The organism is Corynebacterium sp. HMSC073D01 (assembly GCF_001815555.1).
Classification (GTDB): Bacteria; Actinomycetota; Actinomycetes; order Mycobacteriales; family Mycobacteriaceae; genus Corynebacterium; species Corynebacterium glucuronolyticum.
The window spans coordinates 112,663-138,888 of the sequence record NZ_KV821082.1; the positions used below are offsets into that span (position 1 = coordinate 112,663).

Here is a 26,226-nt window from a genome sequence, read left to right on the forward strand (position 1 = left end):
CTGAGGACAAGTTTTAACGAGTTGGACAAGCTTTAAGGACAAGGTCACTAGATGGCGCCATGTAGTGCCATCTAGTCAAGAAAAGGACGGTGCGGCACAACGCACCGTCTTTTTAATACCCCGTCACCACCCACATAAACTCCCGCGCCTTCGTCAGCGGATGCTCCGGGAAAAGCATGTCATACTGGATCTGCTCGCCACGGCTCAACGCGAAACCACCCGTCTCACCCGTATACGGATCCTCCGTCCACGGCGTCTCATTATCAAACCCCGTATTCGCGAACACCGCCTTATCCCGGTAGCCAATATCCCCAATTTCAGAGAATAACGCCTGGATCTCGCGCATTTCCTCTCCGTGGAGTTGGATGGAAACCATATAATCTGTCCCACCCGTCTCCCCATTCTTCACCTTCGCAATAACAGCCACGCACCGCGTGTCACTCGCCGTGAACCCCGGAGAGGCATATAACAACGCCGCATTTTCCGGCAATTGTTCCTGGACAGCCGGGATAAGCGTGGCAATGTCCGTCGGCAGCATCTCGTCGGCAGGAAGCGGACTGAAAACGGCGAAGCCCTCGAAGTGCTCCTCATGGAAGAGGTACGTTGTCGCGTCTTCCGGGGCATCGCCGAGGGTGGCCTCCGTCTTCTTCATGTACTCGGGCAGGTGCATTTTCTTCACGCTGCCACCCTAGCGCAGGATTTTCAGGGCCTCGGTGAGCGTGGCGACCTGCCTTACCCCCATACCCGCCACTTTTGGCTTATCACCTGCGGGAATGATCGCCATTTTGTAACCCAGGCGGGCGGCCTCCTGGAGCCTGCGGGTGATGTTGGGCACGCGCCGGATCTCACCGGCAAGTCCCACCTCCCCAAGGACAACGAGGCGGGCGGGCAGGCTCGTCTTCTTCATCGCCGAGGCGGTGGCCAGCGCGACGGCGAGGTCGGTGGCGGGCTCCTTAATCTTCATGCCACCGACGGTTGCCACGTAGGCATCCTTATCGGAGGTTTTCACGCCGGCGCGGGATTGCAGCACAGCCAGCACCATTGGCACCCGGTTATAGTCGAGGCCGGTGACCTGGCGGCGGGGATTCTTGGTCTGTGTCTCCACCATGAGGGCCTGTACCTCAGCGAGCATGGGGCGCACACCGTCCATGGCGACGGTAACGGCGGTGCCGTCGGGGGTGGCATCCCGGTGGGAGAGGAACAGGCCACTGGGGTCCTCAACCTCCTTGATGCCGTCGGATTGCTGCTCAAAGCAGCCAACCTCGTCGGTGGCGCCGAAGCGGTTCTTGATGCCACGGAGCATTCGCAGGTTGGAGTTCGTGTCGCCCTCAAAGTTGAGCACAACATCGACGAGGTGCTCGAGGACGCGAGGGCCGGCGACGTTTCCGTCCTTGGTCACATGGCCAACAAGCAGCAGCGGGATGCCCGTCGTCTTTGCCAGCGCAGTAAGCTGCGCCGTGACGGCGCGGGATTGGGCGACACCGCCGGCAACGCCCTCCACCCCCGGGGCATGCATCGTCTGCACGGAGTCCACGATCACAAGCGAGGGCTTCACCTGGTTGACATGCCCCGCAACCACATCGAGGTTCGACTCGGCGGCGAGGAACAGCGTGTCGTGCAGCGCGCCCGTGCGTTCCGCACGCATCCGCACCTGCCCCGCCGACTCCTCGGCGGTCACGTACAGGGCGGTGCGCCCAAGCGATGCCCAGCGGCTGGCGACCTCCAGCAGCAGCGTGGACTTGCCCACACCCGGTTCCCCGGCAAGGAGAACAACGGACCCCTTGACAATCCCGGCACCCAGCACGCGGTCCAGCTCCCCGATGCCGGTGGGGACGGCCTTTGCGGTTGCACCCTTCACCTTCGTGATGGGGGTCGCAGGCGAGGTGGGGGTGAGCGCCTGGATCGTGCGCGCCTGCCCGGAGCGGGAGCCGGACGGGCTCGTAGCCACGGCCTGCTCCTCGAGGGTTCCCCACGCGCCGCACTCGGGGCAGCGCCCCAGCCACTTCGGTGTTGAATACCCGCACTCCGTGCACACATGCACGCTTTTCTGCTTCTTCGCCACAGGTAGAATCCCCTTTCTTCTTTTCACACTCTAACCGATGGCCGGGTCGCGTGTCCGTGCATGTTGCAGGGTGGTGGGCAGGCCGGTGACATCACTGGTTCCGCCCTGCGTGCTGGGCCGCACATTCGCCGGTGGACAGGGTTGGACGGGGGAGCTAGAGAGCAGCGCGGTGCGCCACGCTGTGGTGGTCACAGCGCGGGGCAGCACGCTGTGTTGGTATGTCGGCGCACACAAAAGCACCCCGCGAACGATCGTGCGGGGTGCTGGGTTCGCCCGGGGCGAAAAGTTAGAGTTCCTTGGAAACAGGAGCGTTGACGGTGATGTCGCCGTTGGAGAAGCTAAACGTCACGGTGCGCTGCTGGCCGGGAACCGCACCCGGATCGGCGATGGTGGCGATACCGTACTCGGCGCACATCGCATCGCGGGATGCAGACGGCTGCACCTCGTTCTGGCGAGGCGTGTTGATAACCAGCGAGCAGCCAGAGCCAATGTGCGGGTTAGCAGCAACATTCACGGGCGTGTTCTCCACCTTCACGCCCTGAAGAACAACAGCCTCGCCGGCCTTCTTCTCGTCGTTCATCGCGGTGAACTTCAGGGAAGCCTGGTTGGAGTCATTCACCAGCACCGTCACGTCGCGGACGTACACGGCAGCGTCCTCGGTCTGGCCGGAAGCCCCGTCGACGGCTGCAACCTGGTCAGCGGTTTGAGAGATCTGGCCTGCGCCACAGGCGGTGAGGCCGAGGGATGCAGCGCCAAGCACTGCGACAATGAGAGCGGAGCGGGTCTTCACTAAAGTTTCCTCCAACTGAGAAGTTCTTTATAATCGTCTACTCACTCACCTTAATCTTTCTGCACATTGATTACCTACCAGGTAGGGGAGAACGGGGGCAATCAAATAGGTGACAACGTAGTACAAAAGGGTGTAATGCGTCATCTGGTAAAATGTGGTAACGCACGACGGACCCGTGCCGGCTGAACGGTGTGGCACAGGTCAGTGGTGTAGATGTCAGCCACACGAGTGACCCAGGTGACCTGGGGGACCCGGTTGGCGTAGCATGGCATCACATTACGGAACATCGCCTGAGTAGGCGTAACCCCGTGAGATTCAGTACTATGCTGGGGACGTTCGGAACGTTCACGGAGACGTTCAAGGAGAGGTTCGAGGAGAGACTATGGAATTCAACGTCGGGGATATTGTTGTCTACCCGCACCACGGTGCCGCTGAGGTCGCAAAGACGGAGCAGCGTGAGCACAAGGGGGAGATGACAGATTTCCTGGTCTTGAAGATTCTCCACTCCGACCTCGTGGTTCGCGTCCCCGTCGCTAACGCCGAGTACGTCGGTGTGCGCGATGTCGTTGGCAAGGAAGGCCTGGAGAAGGTCTTCGGGATGCTGCGTGAGACGGACGTGGAAGAGGCCGGCAACTGGTCCCGTCGCTACAAGGCGAACCAGGAGCGCCTGGCGTCTGGCGACGTGAACAAGGTTGCCGAAGTCGTTCGTGACCTGTGGCGCCGCGATCAGGATCGTGGGCTTTCCGCTGGCGAGAAGCGCATGCTGGCCAAGGCTCGTCAGATCCTCGTCGGGGAGCTTGCGCTTGCTGGTCCTGTCGACGATAAGCTTGCCGACGATTTCGAGGCGCGCCTCACCGAGGAGCTGAACCGTCAGCGTGAGGCACGCGCCCCCAAGCTCGCCTCCGAGCTGGAGCCAGAAGAGGCCGACATCGACCTCGACGATATCGATTTCGACGACGAGTAATCATCGACGCATGGAGATGAGGATCTACGCTCTGGTCGCCGCCGCAGGAAAGGGCACCCGGCTGGGAGCCGACTTGCCCAAGGCCTACGTTTCCTTGCGTGGACGGACGCTGCTCGAGCGCTCCGTCGCGGCGATCGAGACGGCCGAGGTTGCCGACGAGATCCTCGTCATCATTCACCCCGAGATGGAGGACTACGCGCGTCGTGTCCTCGACGGCCACGACATCACGTTTGTGCACGGTGGTGCCGAGCGTTTCGACTCCGTCGCCCAAGGCCTCAAGGCCATACCTGATGCCGACGGCGTCGTCCTCATCCACGATGCCGCCCGTGCGCTCACCCCGCCGGGGCTCATTGCTCGCGTCGCCCGCGCCGTCCTCGAGGGTAACGAGGCGGTCATTCCGACGATCCCGGTCGCCGATACGATCAAGGTGGTCAAGGACCACGCCGTTATCGACACCCCGGATCGTTCCACGCTGCGCGCCGTTCAGACCCCGCAGGGCTTCAACCTCGCTGCCCTCCGCGCCGCCAACGAGGAATTCTTCGCCCACCCCTTCGACGCCACCGACGATGCCTCCATCATGGAGCACGCCGGCCATACAGTGACCACTGTCACCGGCGACCCGATGGCCTTCAAGATCACCACGCCCATCGACCTCCTGCTCGCCGAGCACATCGCCGGCGAGGCGGAGGAGACAGTTTTCGAGGTCCCCAGTGAAACTACAGAAACTCCCTAGAACCGGCATCGGCTTCGACGCCCACCGCATCGAACCCGGCAAGCCCTGCATGATCGCCTGCCTATCCTTCCCCGCCGACGACGGCTGTGAGGGCCACTCCGACGGGGATCTCGTCGCCCATGCGCTTGTCGACGCCCTGTTGTCCGCATCCCACCTAGGAGACCTCGGTTCGTTCGTCGGTGTGGACCTCCCGGAAACGAAAGGCATTTCTGGTACTGCTTTGCTCAAGGCTGCTCGAGCAAAGCTCGAGCAGGAGGGGGTCACCATCGGTAACGTCGCCTGCCAGCTCGTGGGTCAAACCCCAAAGATGGGGCCGCGCCGAGCGGAGGCGGAAGCCGCGATAGAGAAGATTCTCGGCTGCCCCGTGTCCATCTCCGCAACGACGACGGACCACATGGGCTTTACCGGCTCCGGTGAGGGGAGAGCTGCGGTAGCGACTGCGCTCGTCTACTAGACTGTGGTGCGTGACTTTCCGCATTTATGATTCCAAGACACGCACGCTCCAGGACTTTGTCCCGGTTCGCCCCGGGCACGCATCTGTGTACCTGTGTGGCGCCACCGTTCAATCGATCCCGCACATCGGCCACGTCCGCAGCGGTGTTGCCTTCGATATCTTGCGGAACTGGCTGGAGGCCAAGGGGTTAGACACGGCGTTTGTCCGCAACGTCACAAATATTGATGACAAGATCCTCACCAAAGCCGCAGAAAACGGCCGCCCCTGGTGGGAGTGGGCGGCAACGCACGAGCGCGCCTTCAACGAGGCCTATCGCATCCTCGGTGTCACACCCCCATCGATCGAGCCGCGCGCCACGGGGCACATCACCGAGATTATCGAGTACATGCAGCGCATTATCGATAACGGCCACGGCTACGCCGCCGACGGCAACGTTTACGCCACCCCTGCCACCATTGAGGGCTACGGGGAGCTGTCCGGCCAGCGCATCGACGAGCTGGACCAGGGCGAATCGGCGGGCACCGGCAAGCGCGATCCGCGCGATTTCACCCTCTGGAAGGCCGCCAAGCCCGGCGAACCCTCCTGGCCCACCCCGTGGGGCCCCGGCCGCCCCGGCTGGCACATCGAGTGCACGGCCATGTCCACTAAGTACCTCGGGTCAGAGTTCGACATCCACTGCGGTGGCCTCGACCTCAAGTTCCCCCACCACGAAAACGAGATCGCCCAGGCCACCGCCGCCGGCGACAAGTTCGCCCGCTACTGGATGCACAACGGCTGGGTGACGATGTCCGGCGAGAAGATGTCCAAGTCGCTCGGCAACGTCCTCTCCGTCCCCAACGTCGTCGAGCTCGTCCGCCCGGTGGAGCTGCGCTACTACCTGGGCTCTGCACACTACCGTTCCATGCTCGAGTACTCCGAGGGTGCCCTCCACGAGGCCGCCGTCGGCTACCGCCGCATCGAGGACTTCGTCAACAGTCAGGGCCCGGTCACCCCGGGAACGCTGCCCGAGCAGTTCGTCAACGCGCTTGACGACGACCTCGGTGTCCCCGCCGCCCTCGCCGTCGTCCACACCACGGTTCGCGAGGGCAACGCCCACCCAGAGAAGGCCGCAGAGCTTGCCAGCCAGGTCCGCGCGATGACGGCCATCCTCGGCGTCGACCCGCAGTCGGAGACCTGGGCATCCGCCAATTCGGATTCTTCCGACGCATTGGCTAAGCTCGTCGAGGTTCAAATCCAAAAGCGCCAAAAGGCCCGCGAAGAAAAAGACTGGGCCACCGCCGACGCTGTGCGCGACACCCTCGCCGCAGCAGGCATCGAACTGAAAGACGGCGCCGACGGCACGACGTGGAAGGTAGTAAATGGTTAAGAGGATTAAGGGCTCCGGCGGACAGCGCCGGCGTGGACTAAAAGGCAAAGGGCCGACCCCGAAGGCCGTCGATCGCGTCTACCACAAGGCCCACAAGGCGGCCGAGGCGAAGAAGCGGTCCGATTCCGGCCGCCACTACAAGCCAAATATGTCCGATGAGCTCGTCGTCGGCCGTAACCCCGTCATCGAGTGCCTGCACGCCAAGGTGCCCGCCGTCGCCATGTTCGTCGCCATCGGCACGAAGAATGACCAGCGTCTTGTCGAGGCCGTGAACATCGCCGCTTCCCGTTCCATCCCGATCGTCGAAGTGTCCAAGCAGAAGCTGGACGAGATGACGGGCAACGGCCTCCACCAGGGCATTGGCCTGCAAATCCCCGAGTATCACTACGCGGACCTCGAAGACCTCATCACCCACGACGGCATGGTTGTCTTCCTCGACAACATCACCGACCCCCGCAACCTCGGCGCCGTTATCCGCTCCGTGGCGGCCTTCGGTGCCGACGGTGTTGTCATCCCCGAGCGTCGCTCCGCCTCCGTCACGGCCGTGACGTGGCGCAGCTCCGCCGGAACCGCAGCCCGCGTGCCGGTGGCCAAGGTCACCAACATGACGCGCGCCCTGAAGCAGTTCCAAGAGGCCGGCTACCAGGCGATCGGCCTCGATGCTGGCGGTGAGCACACCCATGACTCCTACGACGGCACGGGCCCCGTGGTCATCGTCGTCGGCTCCGAGGGCAAGGGACTGTCCCGCCTGGTGAAGGAGACATGCGACACGATCGTCACCATCCCGATGGAGGGTTGGGTCGAGTCCCTCAACGCCTCCGTGGCAGCTGGTGTGGTGTTGGCAGAGTTCGCCCGCCAGAGGCGCAACAAAGCGGCTGCAGCCGTAGCAGAAGAGCAATAAAGGAGCTGAGCGATGCTCTGGATCATCCTCTTAGCGCTGACCCCGTATTGTTTTTATGCGGTGTCCGGGCCGGGCGACAATCGTCACCGCACCGGATGGAAGGTTGTGTTGGGGCTCGTGGGTGTTATGGCGCTCCTCCTTCTCGGAGGGGTTCTTGGGCATGTCTCCGATGTACCTGCCCGGTTGCAGGGCTTATGCCTTCTGCTATTCGGCAGTGCGCAGCTGGCGGGCCTCTTCTTCCGCTGGGATAACGCTCGTCGACGCAGGCAGTAAGGGGTAGTCCCCCGACCTGGAGAGTCTCACTCAGTTTTGCGCAGTGCCTTTTTCCGCTGCCACCCCACGAGCCTGCAGACGAGGTAAATAACAAAACTGATCGTCGTCACGAACACGCTGACGGGCAGTCCTGGCGCGAGCGACAGAACAAACCCGCCGACGGCTGCGACAAGCGCAAACGCCGTCGACAGGGCGATCGTTACCCGCGGGTTGCTCGTCACCGCGCAGGCGGCGGCCCCCGGAGTGATCAAAAGCGCCATGACAAGCAAAGCCCCCACGATCTGTACCGACTGTGCTGCCGCCAAGCCGACGAGGACGGCAAACAGCACAGCGTAGGCGCGCAGGTTCAGCCCCGTTGCCGCGGCCATGACCGGGTCTACCGACGTGAACAGCAGCTGCCGGAAAAACACCGCCACCGTCGCGATGACGACCAACGCCACTAGCCCCAAAATCCACGCAGACGTGCTGGATACGCCCACAATCTGCCCGGTGAGGAGAGACATCGCTGCCTTCGAGTTCCCCGGATACAGGTAAATGAACAGCACGGAAAGCCCGAGCCCGAAGCTCATGATCACGCCGACGACGCTGTCATGGTGGGATCCGCCTTGGAAGAGCGCCAGGAGGATGGCGGCGATGACGGAGCCGATGACGGCACCGGCGTTGACGTTGAAGCCGAAGAGAAGGGCGGCGGAGGCACCCATGAGGGCGAGTTCGCTCGTGCCGTGGACAGCGAAGCTCATGCCACGCATGACGATGAGCGGCGCGATGATGCCGCTCATGAGGCCGAGGAGGGCAGCGGCGATCAGACCTGTTTGCACGAATCCTACGCTGAGCAGGTCAATTGTTTGAGAAATCATGCGATGACGAGCTTTCCTCCGATGGTGGCGACGGTGACCTCGTGCCCGTGGAGGCGGGTGAGGACCTCACTGGTGAGGACGTCCTCTGGCGTGCCGAGGGCGTGGCCGTGCGGCCCGATGTACAGGACGCGGTCGGTGTGGTCGATAACGGGTGCGATGGCGTGGGTGACCATGATGACGGCTGCGGGGTGTTCCACCAGGCGGTTGACGGTGGCACGCTGGGCTTTCGAGTCGAGGGAGAGGAGGGGTTCGTCGGCAAGCACAAGCTCTGGTTCCTGGGCGAAGGCCTGCGCCTGCCGGATGAGCTGTTGCTGTCCGCCGCTCATCGTGCCCACTTTCAGCGTGGCGAGATTCATTGCGCCAACGTAGTCGAGGTACTTCTTCGTTTCTCCACGGCGGGTGCTCAGCCGCACGAGGTCCACCCCGCGCAGCGGCAGGTCTCGGGGGAACATCTGCTGCTGGGGGATGTATCCCACCCGCGCGTCGCACGTGTACGAGCCGCCGGTGAGGCGCTGCTGGCCGAGGAGAACCCGGAGAAGGGTAGATTTACCCACCCCGTTGGGGCCGAGGACGGTGATGAATTCACCGTCGGCGACCTCGAGTGTGAGGTCGTGCCACAGGGGGTGGGCGCTAGCATTTGTGAGGGCTACATGCACTGTTAGGAGAGGGCTTCTTTCAGGGCGGTGAGGCGGCTGGAAAAGTAATCGAGGAAGTTCGTGTCTTGCGGGGGAACCTCGGCGATCTCCACTATTTTAACGTGTGACCTTTCAGCAGTCTCGCGGATCCGCTTGCTCGTATCCGTCGCTGTCGACGGGTTGAAAATGAGCACGTCGGCCTTTCCGGAGCTGAGCGTGGTGAGGAACTCGTCGAGCGCTGCAGCCGACGGCTCTGACTCTTTCAGCGTGGCATCCCTAAACGCCGCCGGGGTGATGTCGGTGAGGTCGGAATCCTCGATGATGGAATCGGCAATCGGTTCAGTCTGCATGACCGTCCCAGCAGGAAGCTCCGCGACGTCCTTCTCCAGGGCCTCCGCCTTGGCAGTTGCCTCCTCGACGGTCGCGGTGCCGCCGAGTTCGGTGATCTTCTTAGCCACGTCGTTCATGACATGCTCGATGGCGTGCGGGTCGTACCACACGTGCTCCGAGCCATGCTCGTGATGGTGGTGGTGTTCCTCCTCCCCGTTTTCAGCGTCCCCGTGCTGGTGAGCGCCACTTTCCTCTCCGTGGGGGGTGAGGGGGAGCGGCGACACAACATTCGCTTTCTGGTCCGCATCCAGGTTTGCGTACGCCCACGCATCGTAGCCACCACCGTTGGCGACGATGATGTCGGCGCGCTCGAGAGCAGCCATATCGCTGGCGACGGGCTCGAAGGAATGCGGATCAACGTCTTTCCCGCTAATAATGGGGGTGACGTGTGTGCCGTCCCCGGCTACTGCAGCTGCGACATCCGCCCAGACGGAGGTGGTGGCGACGAGGGAGATGCCCTCCTCGTGGCTTGTTTCTGCCTCGTTGGTGGAGGAGCAGCCGGTGAGAGCGAGGAGCGCGCACGCGCACGCTATTGAAAAACGTTTCATGTTGGCTATGATAAGGTTCTGAAAATCATTGTCAACTTGGGTGAGGAGAAATCGTGCCAAAACGGGTAACCATGGCCACGGTCGCAGCCCACGTCGGCGTATCTGTTGCCACCGTATCCAACGCCTACAACAACCCCACGCAGCTCAGCCCCGCGACGAGGCGGCGTATCCTCACGGCAGCGAAAAAACTCGGCTACCGCGGCCCCAACGCCACCGCACGCAGCCTTCGCACACAAAAGACGGGCAACATTGGTGTCCTGTTCACCGACGACCTCACCTACGCCTTCGAGGACAAAGCCTCCGTCGACTTCCTCGCCGGCATGGCGGAGGCAAGCTACGGCACCAACTACGCACTCACCCTCGTGCCAGCCTTCGGCGAGACGCTGGCACCTGCAGAACTCATTGGGCGCACCGCTGTCGATGGGTTCGCCGTGTATTCGGTGGGGGAGCGCGACCCGTACCTTGCCGAGGTGCTCCGCCACCACCTACCGGTTGTAGTGTGTGACCAGCCATATTGCCCGGAAAACGTGCCGTTTGTGGGGATCGATGACCATGCCGCCATTGCGCCGGCGGCGCAGGCCCTCGTGGACGCGGGCCACACGCGTCCGGGGATCGTGTGCATCCGCTTGGATCGGGAGCGTCACGACGGTCTTGTCAGTTCCTCCCGCCTGGAAAACGCCACCCACCACGTGCAGCGCTCGCGAGTGCAGGGGGCACTAGATGTGTTCCACGCTGCAGGTATCTACGATGTTCCGATCATCGAGCGCTACATCAACAACAAGCACACGGCGGTCAGCGCCACACGCGAGCTGCTCGAACTCTTCCCAGACCGTGACGCGATTTGTTGTACGACAGATTCGCTTGCTCTTGGGGCCTACGCGTGCACCGGTGGCAGGCTGGCCGTCACCGGTTTCGATGGGGTGGAGGAGGCGGTCAATCTGGGAATTACAACTGTTGACCAGCATAACAAGCGTAAGGGGGCGGAGGTGGGGAAGATGCTCAATGCGCTGATTGCTGGCGCGCCTGCGCGCCACGCCGTGTTGCCGACGGAGTTTATTCCTGGGCGGACCGCAGGGATTCGACGAGATCTGTGAGGTAGTGGCCCACTTCTTCTACGTCGGCGAGGCGGACGGTTGCCTTCGTCTCGCCCGCGCCGACTTTGATGCCCGTATCGCCGTCGGCCAGTACGGCGAAGCCCGTCTCATCGGTGACGTCGTCGCCAAAGAAAATGACGCTTTCACCCGGCTTGCGGTTCGCGCGGATCCAGTCGCCTTTCGACGCATTGGAGACGGAGAACTCCACCACGGCCTTGCCCTCCTGCAACCTGCCGCCAAAGGGGATGCGTTTCGCCTGGGCTTCAAGCTCTGCTGCACCGGAGGTCATTGCCCGCGTGTGGAGGACGCGCCCAAAAGGCTTGACCTCCACCCAGGCACCACCGTGGAGGAGCTTATCTAGCTCCTGGTCCAGCTTTTTCAACTGTTCCTGCTGTTCAGCGCTAGGAACCGTGTCCAAGCCTAACGTCTCTGCCCCATGGGAGCCGGCCAGAATGACCGCGTCGGAAACGTCGACAAGCTGAGTGAGATGTTCCAAAGACCGCCCGGACAAAATAGCGACCCGAACCCCAGGAAGCGCGGCGAGCTCGTCGAGGGCGCGCATCGCCGTGTGGTTGATAGGAACGTTCATCGGATCCGTGCTGAACTCCGCCAGCGTTCCGTCGAAATCAGAAATAACAAACATCAGTACACTCAGTAAACCATGTGAATAGATTCGCCCGCATCGTTGCGCAACGTCAGCTCATCGCCGTCGCGATCCTCATGCAGGGTGCCGGTAAAGAAGCGGAGGAATTCATCGTGGTAGAACTCCGCCGCGCCCTCGCACGTCAACCGATCAGGGGTGCGCACGCGCACCACCGTAATCGTGTGCTCCTTCTCATCCGTACGCAACCGGCCATTGATCGGGCCACAGCCCGTATCGCCAGCAAACGAGCTTGTGCCCAGCACGAGGTACATCGGTGCCGGGGGAGTCGGGGTCGCAGCGGAATTCAGATACACCTGCGACACCTGCCACATGTGGTCACTGCGCTGCGGCGCGCACGCCGACACCGGCAGGGACAGCGCCCCGGCGAGAAAAGCAGCCACTAACCGTCTCATCGTGTTCGCCCCAATTCCTGCAAGAAATCATTCGCCCACCGGTGAACATCGAACTCAGACACGCGCGCGAACATCGCCCGCATCGCCGCCACCGGGTCGCCCTCGCGGCGCGCGGCGGAGGCCAGTGCATCGGCAATCGACTCAACATCAAACGGATTACAAATGTAGGCCTGCGTCAGCTCCTCGGCGGCACCGGCAAACTCGCTGAGGACAAGGGCACCGGAGCCGTCCGCGTGGCAGGCAACGTACTCCTTGGCCACCAGGTTCATGCCATCTTTGAACGGGGTCACGAGCATGATGTCGGCGGCGGCGTAGAGGGAGTACAGGTCGGCGGCATCGACAGTGCGGTGCACATACCGCACCACCGGGCGGAAAAGGTCTCCGTACAGGCCGTTTATCCGAGAAACGTGGCGCTCCACCGCCGCGCGCGTCTTCTCGTAGTGCTCAACGCGCTCGCGGGACGGCGTGGCAATCTGCAGCATCGTCGTTGTATGCGGGTCGAGCTCGCCACGCTCGAAGCAAGTTTCCAGCGCAAGCAGGCGCGGCAGGATCCCCTTGGTGTAATCCAACCTGTCGACGCCCAAGATAAACGTCTCCGGACTGCCCAGTTTCTCACGGATATCCCCAGCTTGCGCCACAGAAGCTATCCGTGGGGTGTCGATGGAAATCGGCAACGCCACCGTCCGCGGCGGCGTTCCGGCAAACCGCGTCGCGCATTCCGCAAAGTTCTGTGCCGACCGCGCCGTGTGAAAGCCGACGAGGTCGGCGTGCGCAAGCCCGCGGATGAGCTCCTCACGCCACGGCAGCTGGGCGAAGAGGTCAGGGGAGGGGAAAGGGATATGCAGGAAGAAGCCGACGGTGATGTCGGGGCGTAGTTCCTTCACCATTCCGGGGACGAGGTGGAGTTGGTAGTCCTGCACCCACACGGTCGCGCCGGGAGCGGCGAGGGCGACGATTTCTTGGGCAAAACGCCTGTTCACAAGTTGAAAGCGTTCCCACCACTGCGCGTTGTACACGGGCTGCACAATGAGGTCGTGGTACAGGGGCCACAGGGTGGCGTTGGAAAATCCCTCGTAGAACCCGCGGTAGTCGTCTTCGTCGAGGGCGACGGGGTGGAGGGAGATCCCGGAGTCAGTGGTGAACGGTTCGGGCGCGTCGCCGGGGGTGCCGGCCCACCCGATCCATGTGCCACTGTGCTCGGCGAGGATGGGGGTCAGTGCGGTGACGAGGCCACCGGGGCTGACACGCCAAGAATCGCCGCGTCGCTCCACGGGGAGACGATTCGCGGCGATGAGAAAGGAGGCGCTACCGGTCACTACTTCTTGGTGGTTTTCTTCGTCGTCTTTTTCGACGTTTTCTTTGTTGTCTTATTTGTCGACTTCTTCGCGGTCTTCTTGGTGGTTTTCTTCGTCGTCTTTTTCGACGTCTTCTTGCTGGACTTCTTTGTCGACTTCTTGGTGGTTTTCTTTTTCTTCTTACCGTCCGTCGTCGGCATCTCGATGCCCTCGGACTCGGCGAACTGTGCATAGACGAAGCCGTCCGGGGTGATCCCCAGCATGGATGACAACATGACGGCATCGTGGTAGTCCTCGGAGTACGAGGCTACTACCCTGCGTGCAGCCGTAGCGGTCTCTTCCTCCAGCTGCTGCTGCGCTTCTGCTTCCGCTTCGCGATCCCGGGACGTCCTAAAAGCCACGAAAATCAAACCTCCGATAGATAACTACTTCTTCGGCGCCATTGTACGCTACCGACCACTACGTTTAAAGCTATACCGCCTGCGAATGATGTTCTGATAGGGCTTGAACGGCTTCGGGCGACGGATCCGGCGTGCCATCCACTCGCCGAGCACAATGCCGGCAGCCAGAGCGATCGCCGTAGCCAAGGCGATGGCCATGGAGGAAATGCCGACGAGGAGCTGCTCGTGGATGATTGCGTAAATGGAGCGGTAAATGCGCAGGCCTGGCAGCAGGGGAGTGACACCGGCGATGGCGATGATCAGCGGGGGGATCAAAAACCTGCGGGCAAGGAGGCCACCGATGAGACCGATGAGCGTCGCAGCGAGCCCAGCCCCGAAGATGCCACCGAGACCCATGGGGAGGAAGAGGAGATAGTAGGCGGCGGAACCAATCATCGTCGTTAAGCCGGAGACCCACACGGAGGTCCATTCCGAGTAGCACGCCAGCGAGTACCCGGCGGCGGCGATGCCGCCGAGGACGATCTTCACCGGCACGTGCTGGAAGTCCGGGGCTGTTTGCGTCTCAATCGCCGGGAGCATGATGCCGAGGGCGAGGGATAACTGCACGCCGAGGGAAACCCCGGCGATGATCGCACCCGTGTTGAGCATCGCCTCAAAGAATCGCGCCGAGGCTGTCACCGGTGTGCCCATAATTGCATCTTCCAGCGACTGCACGAGCGTCAACCCTGCCACCAAGACGACGATGCCGGAGGCAATAATGAGCGACGGGTTGATGGACGAACCGGATTCGCTGGCGAGCCAAAACGCACCGGCTGCGGGGATGACGGAGATGAAGCCGCCGGCCATGAGCGAGAAGAAATCGCCCAGCCCCACCTTTCCGATGAGCTTGTACACAGCCATGATCACCATGGCGGTGATGAAGGCGACGATTCCCACCACCGGCGTGCCACCGAGCACCATGGCGAAGCCACCAGCCAGGGCACCCCAGCCGATAAGCTCAAGCCCGACACCGTACGGGGACTTGGAGTTCCACAGGTCCGTCAGCTGCATATCGGCGGTAGTTGGATTGGTGGCACCGGCGCGGATTGAGCGGATGAGGCGGTCCAACTTCGCCAGCTTGGAAAAGTCCATCGCGCCACGGCGGACGACGCGCAGCACGGTGACAGGCGTGGTATCGCCGTCCTCGTTGCCGATGTGTGTGGACAGCTGGATGGTGTTGAGGGTGACATCGATGTGCACGTCATACAGGCCGTAGGCGTTGATGACGCTGCGCATCTGTGCCTGCACATCCCTGTTGGCCGTTCCTGCGGAGATGAGGATTTCGCCGACGCGGGCACCGATGAGGAGCACGCCGGCCACCTGGTGCTCGTTGGTTAGCTCAACGGGTTGCAGCGGGGACGGTGGTGGCGCTGCCTTGGCCGCATCGATCGTCGCGATGCGGGCGTTGGTATTTGCCCGTAAACGGAGGGTACGCAGGATATTTCCCATGGGTTCAGCCTGTCACACGCGGGTCGACTTCTTTAAAAGTAGTCACAACTGGTACGATACAACCTCAGTCCGCTGGAGTGGCGCAATCGGTAGCGCAACGGTCTTGTAAACCGTAGGTTGCGAGTTCAAGTCTCGTCTCCAGCTCTCTCACCCCCGCCTCGTGCGGGGGTTTTTGCTTGTCGACGCTTTCTCGTACTGTGGTCTGCAACACTTCCGGTCGCCACCGTGTAATCCATCATGTGCCACGTGCATAGCCTGCGCAAACGTATGCCCTTTCTCCATTTCCTTATTTTTGTATTGGTTAGGCTTACCTAAGGCGCTATGCTCAAGGCGTAACGATTAGGTATCACCAAGGAGACACGCATGTCCTTTTCCCGCTCCCGACGCCGCTTCGTCGGCCTCGTCGCCGTCGCAGCGCTAGCCGTCAGCGGCCTGACCGCCTGCGGCACTGAAACTGCCGATACCACCTCCGAGCAGTCCACCTCCACCACCCAGGCCGCAGCCCTCACCTTCACCGACATCACCGGCCGAAATATTTCCCTTCCCGCAGCTCCCGAGCGCATTCTGCTCGGTGAGGGGAGGAGCGTCTTCGCCACCGGCATCCTCGACAAGTCCAACCCCCTGGACAAGGTCGTCGGCATCGGCACGGATCTGAAGGACAACGTCCCGGACTACATGGCCCAGCTGGAGCAGACGAACCCCGAGGTGAAGGATCTGCCGGAGGTCGGCGGTTTCATGAAGGGCGATGTGACGGTGGAAAACCTGCTGTCCCTGAAGCCGGATATCATCCTGCTGTCGCTTGACGAATACCAGGCCAGCGAGAAGACCGGCCTCATCGAGTCGATGGACAAGGCGGGGCTGACCTACGCGGTGACGGATTTCCGCGCCAAACCCCTGGAGAACACGACGCGCTCGATAGAGATCTTCGGCACGGTCTTTGGCAAGGAGAAGGAAGCGGCCGCGTTCAATAAGGATTGGCAGGAGACGGTGGACCTGGTGAAAGGCCGCTCCGCCAAGTTGAAAGACGAGGACAAGCCGACGGCGTTCGTGTGGCGTGCGGCGGGGCTGTCCGATTGCTGCCAGACCTGGAACGATTCCAACATTTCTCAGCTGGTTAACGTCGCCGGCGGTAAGAACATTGGCGATGCTGTCATCGAGGGTGAATCCGGTGCCATGACCCCGGAGAAGGTCATCAGCGATAACCCGGATGAGATTTTCGCCACCGGTGGCGAGTGGTCGGCAAAGCGTAATAAGGAAGGAAACCCGGTGGGCTACGCGGCCCTCGGCTACCGCATTTCTGATGAAGATGCCCAGGTCAGCGTGAATAACCTTTCCAAAGGGCAGAAGGGCTTCGATACGTTGTCCGCAGTGAAGGACGGCCAGCTGCACGGTCTGTGGCACCAGTTCTACAACTCCCCATTCAACTACCTTGCGCTCCTGCAGATCGCCGCGTGGCTGCACCCGGAGGACTACTCGGATATTGATGTCCCGGCGGAGTGGATGAAGGCACAGGAAAAGTACTCGCCGGTCTCCGGCGAGGGCGTGTTCTTCTCTACGTCGACTCCGGCAGGTGAGTAGGACGTGAGCGAGGTCGATCTTGTCCACGAACACCGGCGCCTGACAGCGCGCCGGGTGGCGATCGTCGTGGGGCTGTGCGTTGTCGCGGCCGCCGCGTTCGTCATGAGCAACATGGTGGGTGCGATTTCTCTGACCCCCTCGCAGGTCATCGGCGGAATCATGGTTCCCTCCTCCCTCGATGAGCAAACGCATACGGTTCTGTGGGACCTCCGCCTGCCGATGGCCGTCATGGCGCTCCTCATCGGTGTGTCCCTGTCGCTCGCCGGCGCGGAAATGCAGACCATTCTGGGTAACCCCCTCGCCGAGCCGTTCACCCTGGGGATCTCCGCTGGCGCTGCCTTCGGCGGCGCGACGGCGATCGTCCTCGGCTGGCAGGTGGTCACCAATCCTCAGCTAAACCTCGCGGTCATCGCCTGGATCTCCTCCGTGGGGGCGACAGCGGTCATCGTCATCGCCGCCATCCTCCGCGGCGCCCGCGCTGAGACGATGGTGCTGCTCGGCATCGGCCTGGTGTTCTTCTTCCAGGCATTGCTGGCGCTCATCCAGTATCGGGCGAGTGCGGAGGCACTGTCGCAGATTGTGTTCTGGTCGTTGGGGTCGATGACGCGTGCGACGTGGGTGGCCAATGGACTGTTGGCTGTGGTGCTTGTTGTGGTGTGTCCGCTGCTCGCGTCGCAGTCGTGGAAGTTGACGGCGTTGCGCCTGGGGGATGCGCGGGCGCAGTCGATGGGCGTGAATACGTCGAGGTTGCGGATTGTCGTGTTGGTGTTGTCGTCGCTTTTGGCGTCGACGACGGTGGCGTTTGCCGGCATCATCGGGTTTGTGGGGCTTGTTGGTCCGCACATTGCCCGCATGTTGGTGGGGGAGGACCAGCGCTACTTCATCCCCGCGTCGATGGCGTCGGGGGCTGCCGTCATGTGCTGTGCGCACGCGGTGAGCCTCATGGCGAAGCCGGGGCTGGCCATCCCGATCGGCATCGTGACCTCGCTTCTGGGTGTCCCGTTCTTCCTGGGTATTGTGCTGACGAGGAGGCGTGCGCTGTGGAGCTAGCGATTCGCGATCTGGTCGCAGGCTATGGCCGCCACCGCGTGCTGGACGGCGTGACGGTTGCTCCGCTTACCGGCGGCCGGGTGGTCGGTGTCCTCGGCCCGAACGGGTCGGGCAAATCGACGTTCATGCAGACGGTCGCTGGCCTGCATCCGGTTCGTTCGGGCGAGGTTTCTTTGCTTGTCGACGCCCAGGTGGTTCCTCCCCGCGCTCGCCGCAAGGCGATCGGGTACGTGCCCCAGGGCCTTCCCGAGTCCGCAGCCTTGCGGGCCTTTGAAGCGGTGCTGATTACCAGCCGTCGAGAAGCGGTAGCCAACCCCGTCGAGCACACAGCGGAGGTCATGCACCGACTGGGGATGGATGCCTACGCCCACCGCTACCTGTCAGAACTGTCCGGTGGTCAGCGACAACTCGTCGCTTTGGCACAGATGATGGTGGGGACACCGGCGCTCATGCTTCTCGACGAGCCGACCTCCGCCCTCGACCTCCACCACCAGCTTTTCGTGCTGGACACGGTGCGGAAGAAGGCGCACGAGGACAACAGCCTTGCCCTTGTCGCCATTCACGACATCAACCTTGCTTGCCGCATGTGCGACGAACTCATCGTTTTGCACTGCGGCGAGATCCTCGCGCAGGGTGTTCCCAGCGAGGTCATCACCCCTGAACTCATCGAGCAGGTGTACGCCGTGAAGGCGGATATTCTGCAGCACTGTGGAATACCGATCATTGCCGCGCATGCGGTGACGAAAACGCCTACCATGGGAGAAAACGATAGAAAGGGGATACGTCACTAATGGCGGATACACTCGCAGACATAATTATCAAGAAACTAGAGGAAACCGGGGTCACCCGTATTTTCGGCCTCGTGGGGGACTCGCTGAACCCCATCGTTGATGCCGTGCGTCGCAGTAAGCAGATTGAGTGGATCCACGTGCGCAACGAGGAGGCCGCAGCCTTCGCCGCCGGGTCCTACTCGCTAGCTACCGGCGAGCTTGGCGTATGCGCTGCCTCCTGCGGCCCCGGCAACACCCACCTCATCCAGGGTTTGTACGATTCGCACCGCAACGGTGCCAAGGTTCTCGCCCTGGCATCCCACATCCCCTCCCGTCAGATCGGGTCGCATTACTTCCAGGAGACGCACCCCGAGCAGATCTTCGCGGAGTGCTCCGGCTACTGCGAGATGGCGAACTCCGCCGAGCAGGGCGCCGTCATCCTGCACCACGCGCTGCAGTCCACCCTCGGTGGCCATGGCGTGTCCGTCCTCGTGGTCCCCGGTGATGTGACGATGGAGAAGACGTCCTACGACGGCATCATCGCCTCCGAGATCGCGACAAGCGCGCCGACGGTTGTGCCCCCGGCAGACCAGGTCAAGGACCTGGCGGATGCTATTAGCAAGGCCGATACCATCGCCCTGTTCTGCGGTCGCGGCGTGATGAACGCCCGCGATGAGGTGCTTGAGCTGGCAGGCAAGGTGAAGTCCCCGGTGGGACATGCCCTCGGCGGTAAGATGTTTATCCAGCACGACAACCCTTACGACGTGGGCATGAGTGGTCTGTTGGGGTACGGCTCCTGCCACGAGGCCTGCACCACTGCGGACCTCCTCATCATGCTGGGCACCGACTTTCCCTACAGCGACTTCCTGCCGGATAAGAACGTCGCCCAGGTGGACATCAACGCGGCTGCCATCGGCCGTCGCACCCGCGTCACGCACCCGGTTGTTGGCGATGTGGGAGCAACAATCCGCGCCGTTCTGCCCCTCATTGAGGAGAAGACAAACCGCAACTTCCTGGACAAGATGCTGAAGAAGCACGCCCAGCTGCTGGAGAAGATCGTCGAGGCCTACACCGACGGTGTGGAGGAGCACACGCCGATCCACCCCGAGTACGCCGCCGACATCCTCGATGACCTCGCCGCCGACGATGCCATTTTCACCGTCGACACGGGCATGAACAATGTGTGGGCCGCCCGCTACGTCACCAACCAGTCGGGCAAGCGCAGCCTCCTCGGCTCGTTCCGCCATGGAACGATGGCCAACGCGCTGCCGCACGCTATCGGTGCCGCTTACTCCGGCCGCCAGACCATCGCCATCTGTGGCGACGGCGGTCTTGGGATGCTGCTGGGTGAGCTCCTTACGGTGAAGCTCCACAACATCCCCGTGAAGATCGTTGTGTTTAACAACTCCTCGCTGGGCATGGTGAAGCTGGAGATGCTCGTTGCTGGCCTGCAGGAGTTCCAGACCGACCACTCCCCGGTGGACTTCGCGGCGATCGGCAACGCCGTCGGCATCCCCTCGGTGCGGATCACCGACCCGAAGGAGATCCGCGACCGCCTCTCCCACGCGCTCAACTCCCCGGGGCCGCAGCTCGTGGATATCGTCACCGATCCCAATGCCCTGTCCATCCCGCCGGACATCACGATGAGCATGCTCTACGGCTTCGGTCGCGCGGCTGCTGCCACGGTTCTCGACGGTGGCGTGGGCAAAATGTTGGACATCGCAAAGTCCAACCTCCGTAACATCCCCGCCTCCCTCACGGAGCTCACCTAGGTCCACCTAGGCTTACTGCAAACGGCCAGCGCCCCATGGTGCCGGCCGTTTTTGCTTGTCGACGCTCGATCCCTCCCTCCCCGCATATCTCACCGCAGGCTCGTCCTAACTCCTTCCAGTTCCAGGAAAGCCTGCCAGTTTTTTACGCTGATTGCCAGGTCACGGGCGAATTCCTCTCCGTGGGGGAGGAAATACCCATTACCCTTTAAGGCGGGTAAAAGAAAATGATGGAACAATAGTATTCATGACTGATGCACAAACGAAAGTTCTAGTTGTTGACGACGAGCCGAACATTGTCGAGCTACTGCAGGTTTCTTTGCGCTTCCAAGGATTCGACGTCGTGACTGCTAGCGGCGGTGAGGAGGCACTGAAGGTCGCGGAGGAATCCCGTCCGGATGCGTTCATCCTCGATGTCATGATGCCCGGGATGGACGGCTTCGAGCTGCTTACAAAGCTGCGGGAGACCGGCCACGATGGCCCGGTGCTCTTCCTTACGGCGAAAGACGCGGTGGAGGATAAGATCCACGGCCTGACCATCGGTGCCGATGATTACGTGGTGAAGCCCTTCTCCCTAGAAGAGGTGATTACGCGGCTGCGCGTGATTCTGCGTCGTGGGAAGGCGGAGGAAACCGAAGAAGCCAGTGGTGTTCTGACGTACGCGGATCTGACCCTGAACGACGAGACGCATGAGGTGACGAAGGCGGGGACAATCGTCGACCTGTCTCCCACGGAGTTCAACCTGTTGCGGTACCTCATGCTGAATGCGGAGGTTGTCGTGTCCAAGGCGAAGATTTTGGATAACGTGTGGCACTACGATTTCGGTGGCGACGGCAACGTGGTGGAAAGTTACATCTCCTACCTGCGTCGCAAGATTGATACACAGGAGCCGCAGCTCATTCAGACAGTGCGTGGCGTGGGTTACGTTCTGCGTCAGCCGCGCAAGTAACGCTCGATGCGCGTTCCAAGAACAAAGGATCCCACATCGCGCATTTCCCTCAATGCGTCGTTGGTGATCCTCGTGCTGGCATTGGCCATCGTTGCGATTGGTGGGACAGGAATCGTGGTCACCGCAATCATGCGGGACTTCACCTATTCTCGCGTGGATGAGCGCCTCATCGGTGCCGTCAACGGCTGGGCGTGGGATGTGTATCCGGCGGAGGAGCCGCTTGCACACACCCGCCCGCCGTCCAACTTTTACGTGCAGCGGCAGATGCCGAACGGGGATCTCGTTGTCATGAATGATCGCGACTCCGCCCCGGATTTGTCCACGATCGTTACCAATGGGCAGCCGTACACGGTGGTTCCGGCAGCAGGTTCTAATTCGTCCGCGTATTGGCGGGTGCTTGCCGTGCGCACCGGCGGGACGACGACGGTTGTCGCCCAGTCGCTGGAAGAAGAGCAGTCGACGGTGAAAAACCTCATCAAGACTCAGGCGAGCATCGGCCTGAGTTCTCTGCTCCTCGTGGCGCTCATTGCGATTCTTGTCATCTACCGGGCATTGCGCCCATTGCGGACCGTGGAGTCGGTCGCGCAGGCGATCACCGACGGGGACATGAACCGCCGTGTCCCCGCCTGGCCACAAACCACAGAGGTGGGCAAACTGGCGTGCGCGATCAACACCATGCTCGAGCAGCTGCAGGACTCACTGCAGAAGTCGCACCGTCAGGAAAAGGAGATGCGGCAGTTCGTCGGCGACGCCTCGCACGAGCTACGCACGCCGCTGACCAGTGTGAAAGGCTTCGCTGAGCTGTATAAGACCGGCGCTACAGACGATGCCGATTGGGTTTTGTCGAAGATCCAAGAGGAGGCTGGTCGCATGACGACGCTCGTGGAGGACCTGCTGGCCCTCACCCGGGCGGAAGGCAACCCGCTGGATAAGCAGAAGGTTGACCTCATGGAGGTGATCGAGTCGCTCGGCACGTCGCTGCGGGTGGCATACCCGGACCGTGAGATCACCATCGGGGAATCTGAGCCCCTGTACGTGCTGGCCGACGAGGAGAAAATCCGCCGCGTATTCACCAACCTCATGGTCAACGGCCTCGTTCACGGCGGGAAGGACGTTTCCGTCCTGCCCACGGCAGATGACACGGATGTCATCATCGATGTGCGCGACAACGGCCAGGGGATGGCCCCGGAGGATCTGGAGCACATCTTTGATCGCTTCTACCGCACCGACGAGTCCCGCTCCCGCCAGTCGGGCGGCTCGGGGCTGGGGCTGTCCATCGCCAAGTCGCTCGTCGAGGCCCACGGAGGCTCCCTCTCGGTCACCTCAACAAAGGGCGTGGGCTCGACGTTTACGGTTCGGCTCCCCCGGCTTATCGACGAAGAGTCCGCCTAAAAGACGCTCTCCACCTCGAACGGCCCCTCATCATCGCGCAGCGTCTGGCACGCCAGCGTGACGCCCTCCCCGGGCTCGTAATCGTGGGGCCGCATGTGCGAGGCCCCACCCTCGATGTACACCTGGCACGATCCGCACTCGCCCTGGCGGCAGGAGTAGTTGGCGGGAATTCCCGCCGCCTCCATCGCCTCCAGGAGCACCGTGTCGGCGGGCCAGGCAAACTCATATTCCGTATCGTTTACAAACGCTTTATGCACTCGGCGAGCCTTTCCGCAATCTCGTCCTGCTCCTCGTCGCTGACATCCACCTTGTGACCCAGGTTGTAGCCCTCCATGTCATTGGCGGGGAACACGTGGATGTGCGTGTGCGGCACGTCAAAGCCGGCAATGATGAAGCTGGCCCGCTCGGAGCCGAACACCTCGATGACCGCTTTGCCCACCTTCTGGGCCACCTCCGTCAGGTGCTGCCACGTGGCCGGGTCGAGATCCGTCCAGCGGTTCACCTCTTCGACGGGAACCACCAGCGTGTGCCCCTTTTGCTGCGGTGCCACGTCCAAAAACGCGACGACGGTATCGTCCCTGTACACAAAACGGCCGGGAATCTCACCGGCGATAATCTTCGAGAAAATGCTGCTCATGGTTTAAATCCTAGTACGCTTAGGCGCATGCGTATTTTGGTAATCGGATCGGGCGCCCGCGAACACGCCCTTGTCAACGCCCTGGCCCACGGCAACGGGGCCGGAAACGATGTCCACGCTGCCCCCGGCAACCCCGGCATGACGGCGGCCACGTGCCACCCGGACATCCACACCACCGAGCAGATTGTGGGTCTGTGCAGGGATCTTTCCGTAGATTTGGTCGTCGTCGGCCCTGAGGTTCCGCTCGTTGAGGGGCTTGCCGACATCCTCCGCGCCGAGGGCATCGACGTGTTCGGCCCCTCCAAATCCGCCGCCCGCATCGAGGGCTCCAAGGCCTTTGCCAAGGATGTCATGGCCAAGGCCGGGGTGGCGACTGCCCGCGCCGAGCAGATTACCGAGGAACGCGATGTGGATGAGGTGCTTAGCCACTTCGAGGCACCCTATGTGGTCAAAGATGACGGGCTTGCCGCCGGCAAGGGCGTCGTCGTCACCGAGGACCTGCAGGCTGCGAAAGCCCACGCCCACGAGGTGCTCGCAGCCGGCAACCCGGTGCTCGTGGAGAGCTTCCTCGACGGCCCCGAAATTTCGCTGTTCTGCCTTGTCGACGGCGAAACCGTTGTCCCCCTACTGCCCGCCCAGGATCACAAGCGCGTGGGGGATAATGACGAAGGCCCCAACACGGGCGGGATGGGTGCCTACGCGCCGCTGCCGTGGGTGAGTCAGGACAACGTTGACCGTATCGTCAACGACGTTGTCCGCCCCGTCGCCAAGCAAATGGTGGCGCAGGGCGACCCCTACAGTGGCCTCCTGTACGCGGGCCTGGCCTGGGGCAAGAAGGGCCCCGCAGTGGTCGAATTCAACTGCCGCTTCGGCGACCCAGAAACCCAGTCCGTGCTTGCCCTGTTCGGTTCGGATCTGAGCGAATACCTCCTGGCCACCGCACAAAACAGGTTGAGCGAGATGGGTCCGATTACCTGGAAGCCGGGCTACGCCGTCACCGTCGTGCTCGCCGCCGAGGGGTACCCCGAACACCCCATAAAGGGCGACCCGATCACCGGCGCTGAGGGGACTCTGCACGCCGGGACCGCCGTCGTAGACGGCCAGCTTGTATCCAACGGCGGCCGCGTGCTCTCCGTCGTCGGGCTGGGGGAGACCCTGGAGGAGGCCCGGGCCACCGCGTACGAGCAGATTTCCCGCATTGAGCTGCGCGGAAGCCACTATCGCACGGACATCGGCCGGAAGGCCGCCGAAGGAAAGCTGAGCGTGCAATAATGAGCGCTGTGAGTATCCCAAATGTGTTAGCCAGCCGGTACGCCTCCCAGAAGATGAAGGACCTGTGGGGTGCGGAAGCCAAGATCAAGATGGAGCGTCAGCTCTGGATTGCCGTCATGAAGGCCCAGAAGGACCTCGGCGTGGACATCCCCGAGGAAGCCATCGCCGCCTACGAGGCCCACGTGGACGAGGTGGATCTGGACTCCATCGCCGAGCGCGAAAAGGTCACCCGCCACGACGTGAAGGCCCGCATTGAGGAGTTCAATGCGCTCGCCGGCTACGAGCACATTCACAAGGGCATGACGTCTCGTGACCTCACCGAAAATGTTGAGCAGGTGCAGATGCACCAGTCTATGACGCTCATCCGGGACAAGGCCATCACCGTCCTTGCCCGCCTGGCCGAGAAGGCCACCGAGTACCAGGGGCTCGTCATGGCCGGTCGCTCCCACAACGTTGCCGCACAGGCCACCACCCTGGGCAAGCGCTTCGCATCGGCTGCCGATGAGATGCTCGTGGCCGTCGAAAAGCTCAACAACCTCCTCGAGCGCTACCCCCTGCGCGGAATCAAGGGCCCCATGGGCACCTCCCAGGACATGCTCGACCTCATGGGCGGCGACGAGGCAAAGCTCGCCGAACTCGAATCCCGCATCGCCACCCACCTCGGCATCTCCCGCGTCCTCGACTCCGTCGGCCAGGTCTACCCCCGCTCCCTCGACCTCGATGTCGTCTCCACCCTCGTGCAGCTCGGCGCAGGCCCCTCCAGCTTCGCTCACACCATCCGGCTCATGGCCGGCAACGAAACCGTCACCGAGGGCTTCAAGAAGGGCCAGGTCGGCTCCTCCGCCATGCCCCACAAGATGAACGCCCGCTCCTGCGAGCGCGTCTGCGGCTTCCAGGTCATCCTCCGCGGTTACAACACCATGGTCGCCGACCTTGCCGGCCAACAGTGGAACGAGGGCGACGTGTTCTGCTCCGTCGTCCGCCGCGTCGCGCTGCCGGATGCCTTCTTCGCCATCGACGGCCAGTTCGAGACCCTCCTCACCGTCCTCAAGGAATTCGGTGCCTTCCCCGCGATGATCAACCGCGAACTCGAACGCTACCTCCCCTTCCTCGCCACCACGAGGATCCTCATGGCCGCCGTCCGCGCCGGTGTCGGCCGCGAAACCGCCCACGAGGTAATCAAGGAAAACGCCGTCGCCGTCGCCCTCAACATGCGCGAAAACGGCGGCGAGCAAGACCTCATCCAGAGGCTTGCCGACGATCCCCGCCTCCCCCTCGACCGCGCCGCCCTCGACACCGCGCTTGCCGATAAGCACGCCTTCATCGGGGCCGCCGGCTCCCAGATCGCCCGCGTTGTCGACCAGGTCAACGCCCTTGTCCAGGCGCACCCGGAGGCTGCCTCCTACACCCCGGGTGACATCCTTTAACACCCACAAGAAACAGGCCGCGACCAGCACAGGTCGCGGCCTTTTCGGCACCCATAGGTCGCAGGCAAAAAAGAA

28 protein-coding genes and 1 tRNA gene are annotated in these 26,226 nt (G+C 62.4%); 16 read left to right on the top strand and 13 right to left on the bottom strand.

The features are described 5' to 3' along the window. Window positions 1-112: 112 nt before the first annotated feature. The 3 genes from HMPREF3044_RS11040 to HMPREF3044_RS11050 form a co-directional block, all read right to left on the bottom strand. Entirely contained in the window at window positions 113-670 is a 558-nt protein-coding gene (locus HMPREF3044_RS11040) for a hypothetical protein (RefSeq protein ID WP_070741693.1), read from the bottom strand. An 18-nt stretch (window positions 671-688) separates the two neighbouring features. Further along, a complete protein-coding gene (gene radA, locus HMPREF3044_RS11045) occupies window positions 689-2,062 on the bottom strand; it encodes a DNA repair protein RadA (protein WP_070741696.1) in 1,374 nt (457 codons plus the stop codon). 286 nt (window positions 2,063-2,348) lie between these two features. Next, entirely contained in the window at window positions 2,349-2,852 is a 504-nt protein-coding gene (locus tag HMPREF3044_RS11050; protein ID WP_231286002.1) for a hypothetical protein, read from the bottom strand. Window positions 2,853-3,234: 382 nt separating this feature from the next. Here HMPREF3044_RS11050 and HMPREF3044_RS11055 point away from each other — a divergent pair, with 382 nt between their 5' ends. Genes HMPREF3044_RS11055 through HMPREF3044_RS11080 form a run of 6 tightly spaced genes read left to right on the top strand, consistent with a single transcriptional unit; the run spans window position 3,235 to window position 7,543 of the window. Further along, the gene (locus tag HMPREF3044_RS11055) at window positions 3,235-3,816 is read left to right on the top strand and encodes a CarD family transcriptional regulator (RefSeq protein WP_005388737.1); all 582 of its coding nucleotides are present in this window, start codon (window positions 3,235-3,237) and stop codon (window positions 3,814-3,816) included. A gap of 10 nt (window positions 3,817-3,826) precedes the next feature. Beyond that, entirely contained in the window at window positions 3,827-4,549 is a 723-nt protein-coding gene (gene ispD, locus HMPREF3044_RS11060; RefSeq protein ID WP_005388738.1) for a 2-C-methyl-D-erythritol 4-phosphate cytidylyltransferase, read from the top strand. Continuing rightward, window positions 4,527-5,003 carry a 2-C-methyl-D-erythritol 2,4-cyclodiphosphate synthase gene (gene ispF / locus HMPREF3044_RS11065; protein WP_081446673.1) on the top strand — a complete coding sequence of 159 codons (477 nt, stop codon included), beginning with the start codon at window positions 4,527-4,529 and terminating at the stop codon, window positions 5,001-5,003. Before ispD ends, ispF begins: the two co-directional genes overlap by 23 nt. Before the next feature lie 10 nt (window positions 5,004-5,013). Next, complete coding sequence (cysS, locus tag HMPREF3044_RS11070; RefSeq protein ID WP_070741700.1) at window positions 5,014-6,369, top strand: cysteine--tRNA ligase; 1,356 nt, start codon at window positions 5,014-5,016, stop codon at window positions 6,367-6,369. Continuing rightward, window positions 6,362-7,270, top strand: a complete 909-nt coding sequence (gene rlmB, locus HMPREF3044_RS11075; RefSeq protein WP_005388742.1) for a 23S rRNA (guanosine(2251)-2'-O)-methyltransferase RlmB — start codon at window positions 6,362-6,364, stop codon at window positions 7,268-7,270. The genes cysS and rlmB overlap by 8 nt, the downstream gene beginning before the upstream one ends. Before the next feature lie 12 nt (window positions 7,271-7,282). Further along, window positions 7,283-7,543, top strand: a complete 261-nt coding sequence (locus HMPREF3044_RS11080; RefSeq protein WP_005388743.1) for a hypothetical protein — start codon at window positions 7,283-7,285, stop codon at window positions 7,541-7,543. A 26-nt stretch (window positions 7,544-7,569) separates the two neighbouring features. Here the strand turns inward: HMPREF3044_RS11080 and HMPREF3044_RS11085 are convergent, their stop codons facing one another. The 3 genes from HMPREF3044_RS11085 to HMPREF3044_RS11095 are packed head-to-tail and all read right to left on the bottom strand — an operon-like array spanning window position 7,570 to window position 9,973. Then, window positions 7,570-8,400, bottom strand: a complete 831-nt coding sequence (locus tag HMPREF3044_RS11085) for a metal ABC transporter permease (RefSeq protein ID WP_005393706.1) — start codon at window positions 8,398-8,400, stop codon at window positions 7,570-7,572. Next, window positions 8,397-9,056, bottom strand: a complete 660-nt coding sequence (locus HMPREF3044_RS11090) for a metal ABC transporter ATP-binding protein (protein WP_070741703.1) — start codon at window positions 9,054-9,056, stop codon at window positions 8,397-8,399. The genes HMPREF3044_RS11085 and HMPREF3044_RS11090 overlap by 4 nt, the downstream gene beginning before the upstream one ends. A 2-nt stretch (window positions 9,057-9,058) precedes the next feature. Then, window positions 9,059-9,973: a metal ABC transporter solute-binding protein, Zn/Mn family gene (locus HMPREF3044_RS11095; protein WP_246821055.1), complete on the bottom strand. Its 915-nt coding sequence runs from the start codon at window positions 9,971-9,973 to the stop codon at window positions 9,059-9,061. 71 nt (window positions 9,974-10,044) lie between these two features. Here HMPREF3044_RS11095 and HMPREF3044_RS11100 point away from each other — a divergent pair, with 71 nt between their 5' ends. Then, window positions 10,045-11,067 (top strand): LacI family DNA-binding transcriptional regulator, encoded by a 1,023-nt coding sequence (locus HMPREF3044_RS11100; protein ID WP_070741707.1) that lies wholly within the window; start codon window positions 10,045-10,047, stop codon window positions 11,065-11,067. On the opposite strand, the gene otsB is transcribed toward HMPREF3044_RS11100, so the two are convergent. Genes otsB through HMPREF3044_RS11125 form a run of 5 tightly spaced genes read right to left on the bottom strand, consistent with a single transcriptional unit; the run spans window position 11,027 to window position 15,307 of the window. Further along, window positions 11,027-11,710 carry a trehalose-phosphatase gene (gene otsB, locus HMPREF3044_RS11105; protein ID WP_070741710.1) on the bottom strand — a complete coding sequence of 228 codons (684 nt, stop codon included), beginning with the start codon at window positions 11,708-11,710 and terminating at the stop codon, window positions 11,027-11,029. The genes HMPREF3044_RS11100 and otsB overlap by 41 nt on opposite strands. Before the next feature lie 8 nt (window positions 11,711-11,718). Further along, window positions 11,719-12,111 carry an META domain-containing protein gene (locus HMPREF3044_RS11110; RefSeq protein ID WP_246821057.1) on the bottom strand — a complete coding sequence of 131 codons (393 nt, stop codon included), beginning with the start codon at window positions 12,109-12,111 and terminating at the stop codon, window positions 11,719-11,721. An 8-nt stretch (window positions 12,112-12,119) separates the two neighbouring features. Then, a complete protein-coding gene (locus tag HMPREF3044_RS11115; protein ID WP_070741716.1) occupies window positions 12,120-13,439 on the bottom strand; it encodes an alpha,alpha-trehalose-phosphate synthase (UDP-forming) in 1,320 nt (439 codons plus the stop codon). Next, window positions 13,439-13,828, bottom strand: coding sequence for a histone (locus tag HMPREF3044_RS11120; RefSeq protein WP_210400556.1), 390 nt, complete (start codon window positions 13,826-13,828; stop codon window positions 13,439-13,441). Before HMPREF3044_RS11120 ends, HMPREF3044_RS11115 begins: the two co-directional genes overlap by 1 nt. Before the next feature lie 39 nt (window positions 13,829-13,867). After that, a complete protein-coding gene (locus HMPREF3044_RS11125; RefSeq protein WP_070741719.1) occupies window positions 13,868-15,307 on the bottom strand; it encodes a threonine/serine exporter ThrE in 1,440 nt (479 codons plus the stop codon). Window positions 15,308-15,378: 71 nt separating this feature from the next. Here HMPREF3044_RS11125 and HMPREF3044_RS11130 point away from each other — a divergent pair. From HMPREF3044_RS11130 to HMPREF3044_RS11160, 7 genes are all read left to right on the top strand, one after another. Further along, a tRNA-Thr gene (locus HMPREF3044_RS11130) sits at window positions 15,379-15,451 on the top strand. A gap of 219 nt (window positions 15,452-15,670) precedes the next feature. Next, window positions 15,671-16,885: an ABC transporter substrate-binding protein gene (locus HMPREF3044_RS11135; protein WP_070741722.1), complete on the top strand. Its 1,215-nt coding sequence runs from the start codon at window positions 15,671-15,673 to the stop codon at window positions 16,883-16,885. 3 nt (window positions 16,886-16,888) lie between these two features. After that, a complete protein-coding gene (locus HMPREF3044_RS11140; RefSeq protein WP_070741725.1) occupies window positions 16,889-17,935 on the top strand; it encodes a FecCD family ABC transporter permease in 1,047 nt (348 codons plus the stop codon). Further along, window positions 17,926-18,726 carry an ABC transporter ATP-binding protein gene (locus HMPREF3044_RS11145; protein ID WP_070741728.1) on the top strand — a complete coding sequence of 267 codons (801 nt, stop codon included), beginning with the start codon at window positions 17,926-17,928 and terminating at the stop codon, window positions 18,724-18,726. The genes HMPREF3044_RS11140 and HMPREF3044_RS11145 overlap by 10 nt, the downstream gene beginning before the upstream one ends. Continuing rightward, on the top strand, window positions 18,726-20,477 hold the full coding sequence (locus HMPREF3044_RS11150) for a pyruvate dehydrogenase (RefSeq protein ID WP_070741731.1): 1,752 nt from the start codon (window positions 18,726-18,728) through the stop codon (window positions 20,475-20,477). Before HMPREF3044_RS11145 ends, HMPREF3044_RS11150 begins: the two co-directional genes overlap by 1 nt. A 244-nt stretch (window positions 20,478-20,721) precedes the next feature. Further along, window positions 20,722-21,423: a response regulator transcription factor gene (locus tag HMPREF3044_RS11155; protein WP_005388772.1), complete on the top strand. Its 702-nt coding sequence runs from the start codon at window positions 20,722-20,724 to the stop codon at window positions 21,421-21,423. Window positions 21,424-21,429: 6 nt separating this feature from the next. Next, a complete protein-coding gene (locus HMPREF3044_RS11160; protein WP_070741734.1) occupies window positions 21,430-22,815 on the top strand; it encodes a sensor histidine kinase in 1,386 nt (461 codons plus the stop codon). Here the strand turns inward: HMPREF3044_RS11160 and HMPREF3044_RS11165 are convergent. Next, a complete protein-coding gene (locus tag HMPREF3044_RS11165; RefSeq protein ID WP_005393731.1) occupies window positions 22,812-23,072 on the bottom strand; it encodes a 2Fe-2S iron-sulfur cluster-binding protein in 261 nt (86 codons plus the stop codon). The genes HMPREF3044_RS11160 and HMPREF3044_RS11165 overlap by 4 nt on opposite strands. Continuing rightward, complete coding sequence (locus HMPREF3044_RS11170) at window positions 23,054-23,452, bottom strand: HIT family protein (RefSeq protein WP_070741736.1); 399 nt, start codon at window positions 23,450-23,452, stop codon at window positions 23,054-23,056. The genes HMPREF3044_RS11165 and HMPREF3044_RS11170 overlap by 19 nt, the downstream gene beginning before the upstream one ends. Window positions 23,453-23,479: 27 nt before the next feature. On the opposite strand from HMPREF3044_RS11170, the gene purD reads away from it, so the two are divergent. Together purD and purB are read left to right on the top strand one after the other, a co-directional pair. After that, window positions 23,480-24,724, top strand: a complete 1,245-nt coding sequence (gene purD / locus HMPREF3044_RS11175; RefSeq protein WP_005393734.1) for a phosphoribosylamine--glycine ligase — start codon at window positions 23,480-23,482, stop codon at window positions 24,722-24,724. After that, window positions 24,724-26,151 carry an adenylosuccinate lyase gene (gene purB, locus HMPREF3044_RS11180; RefSeq protein ID WP_070741739.1) on the top strand — a complete coding sequence of 476 codons (1,428 nt, stop codon included), beginning with the start codon at window positions 24,724-24,726 and terminating at the stop codon, window positions 26,149-26,151. The genes purD and purB overlap by 1 nt, the downstream gene beginning before the upstream one ends. Window positions 26,152-26,226 lie beyond the last annotated feature (75 nt).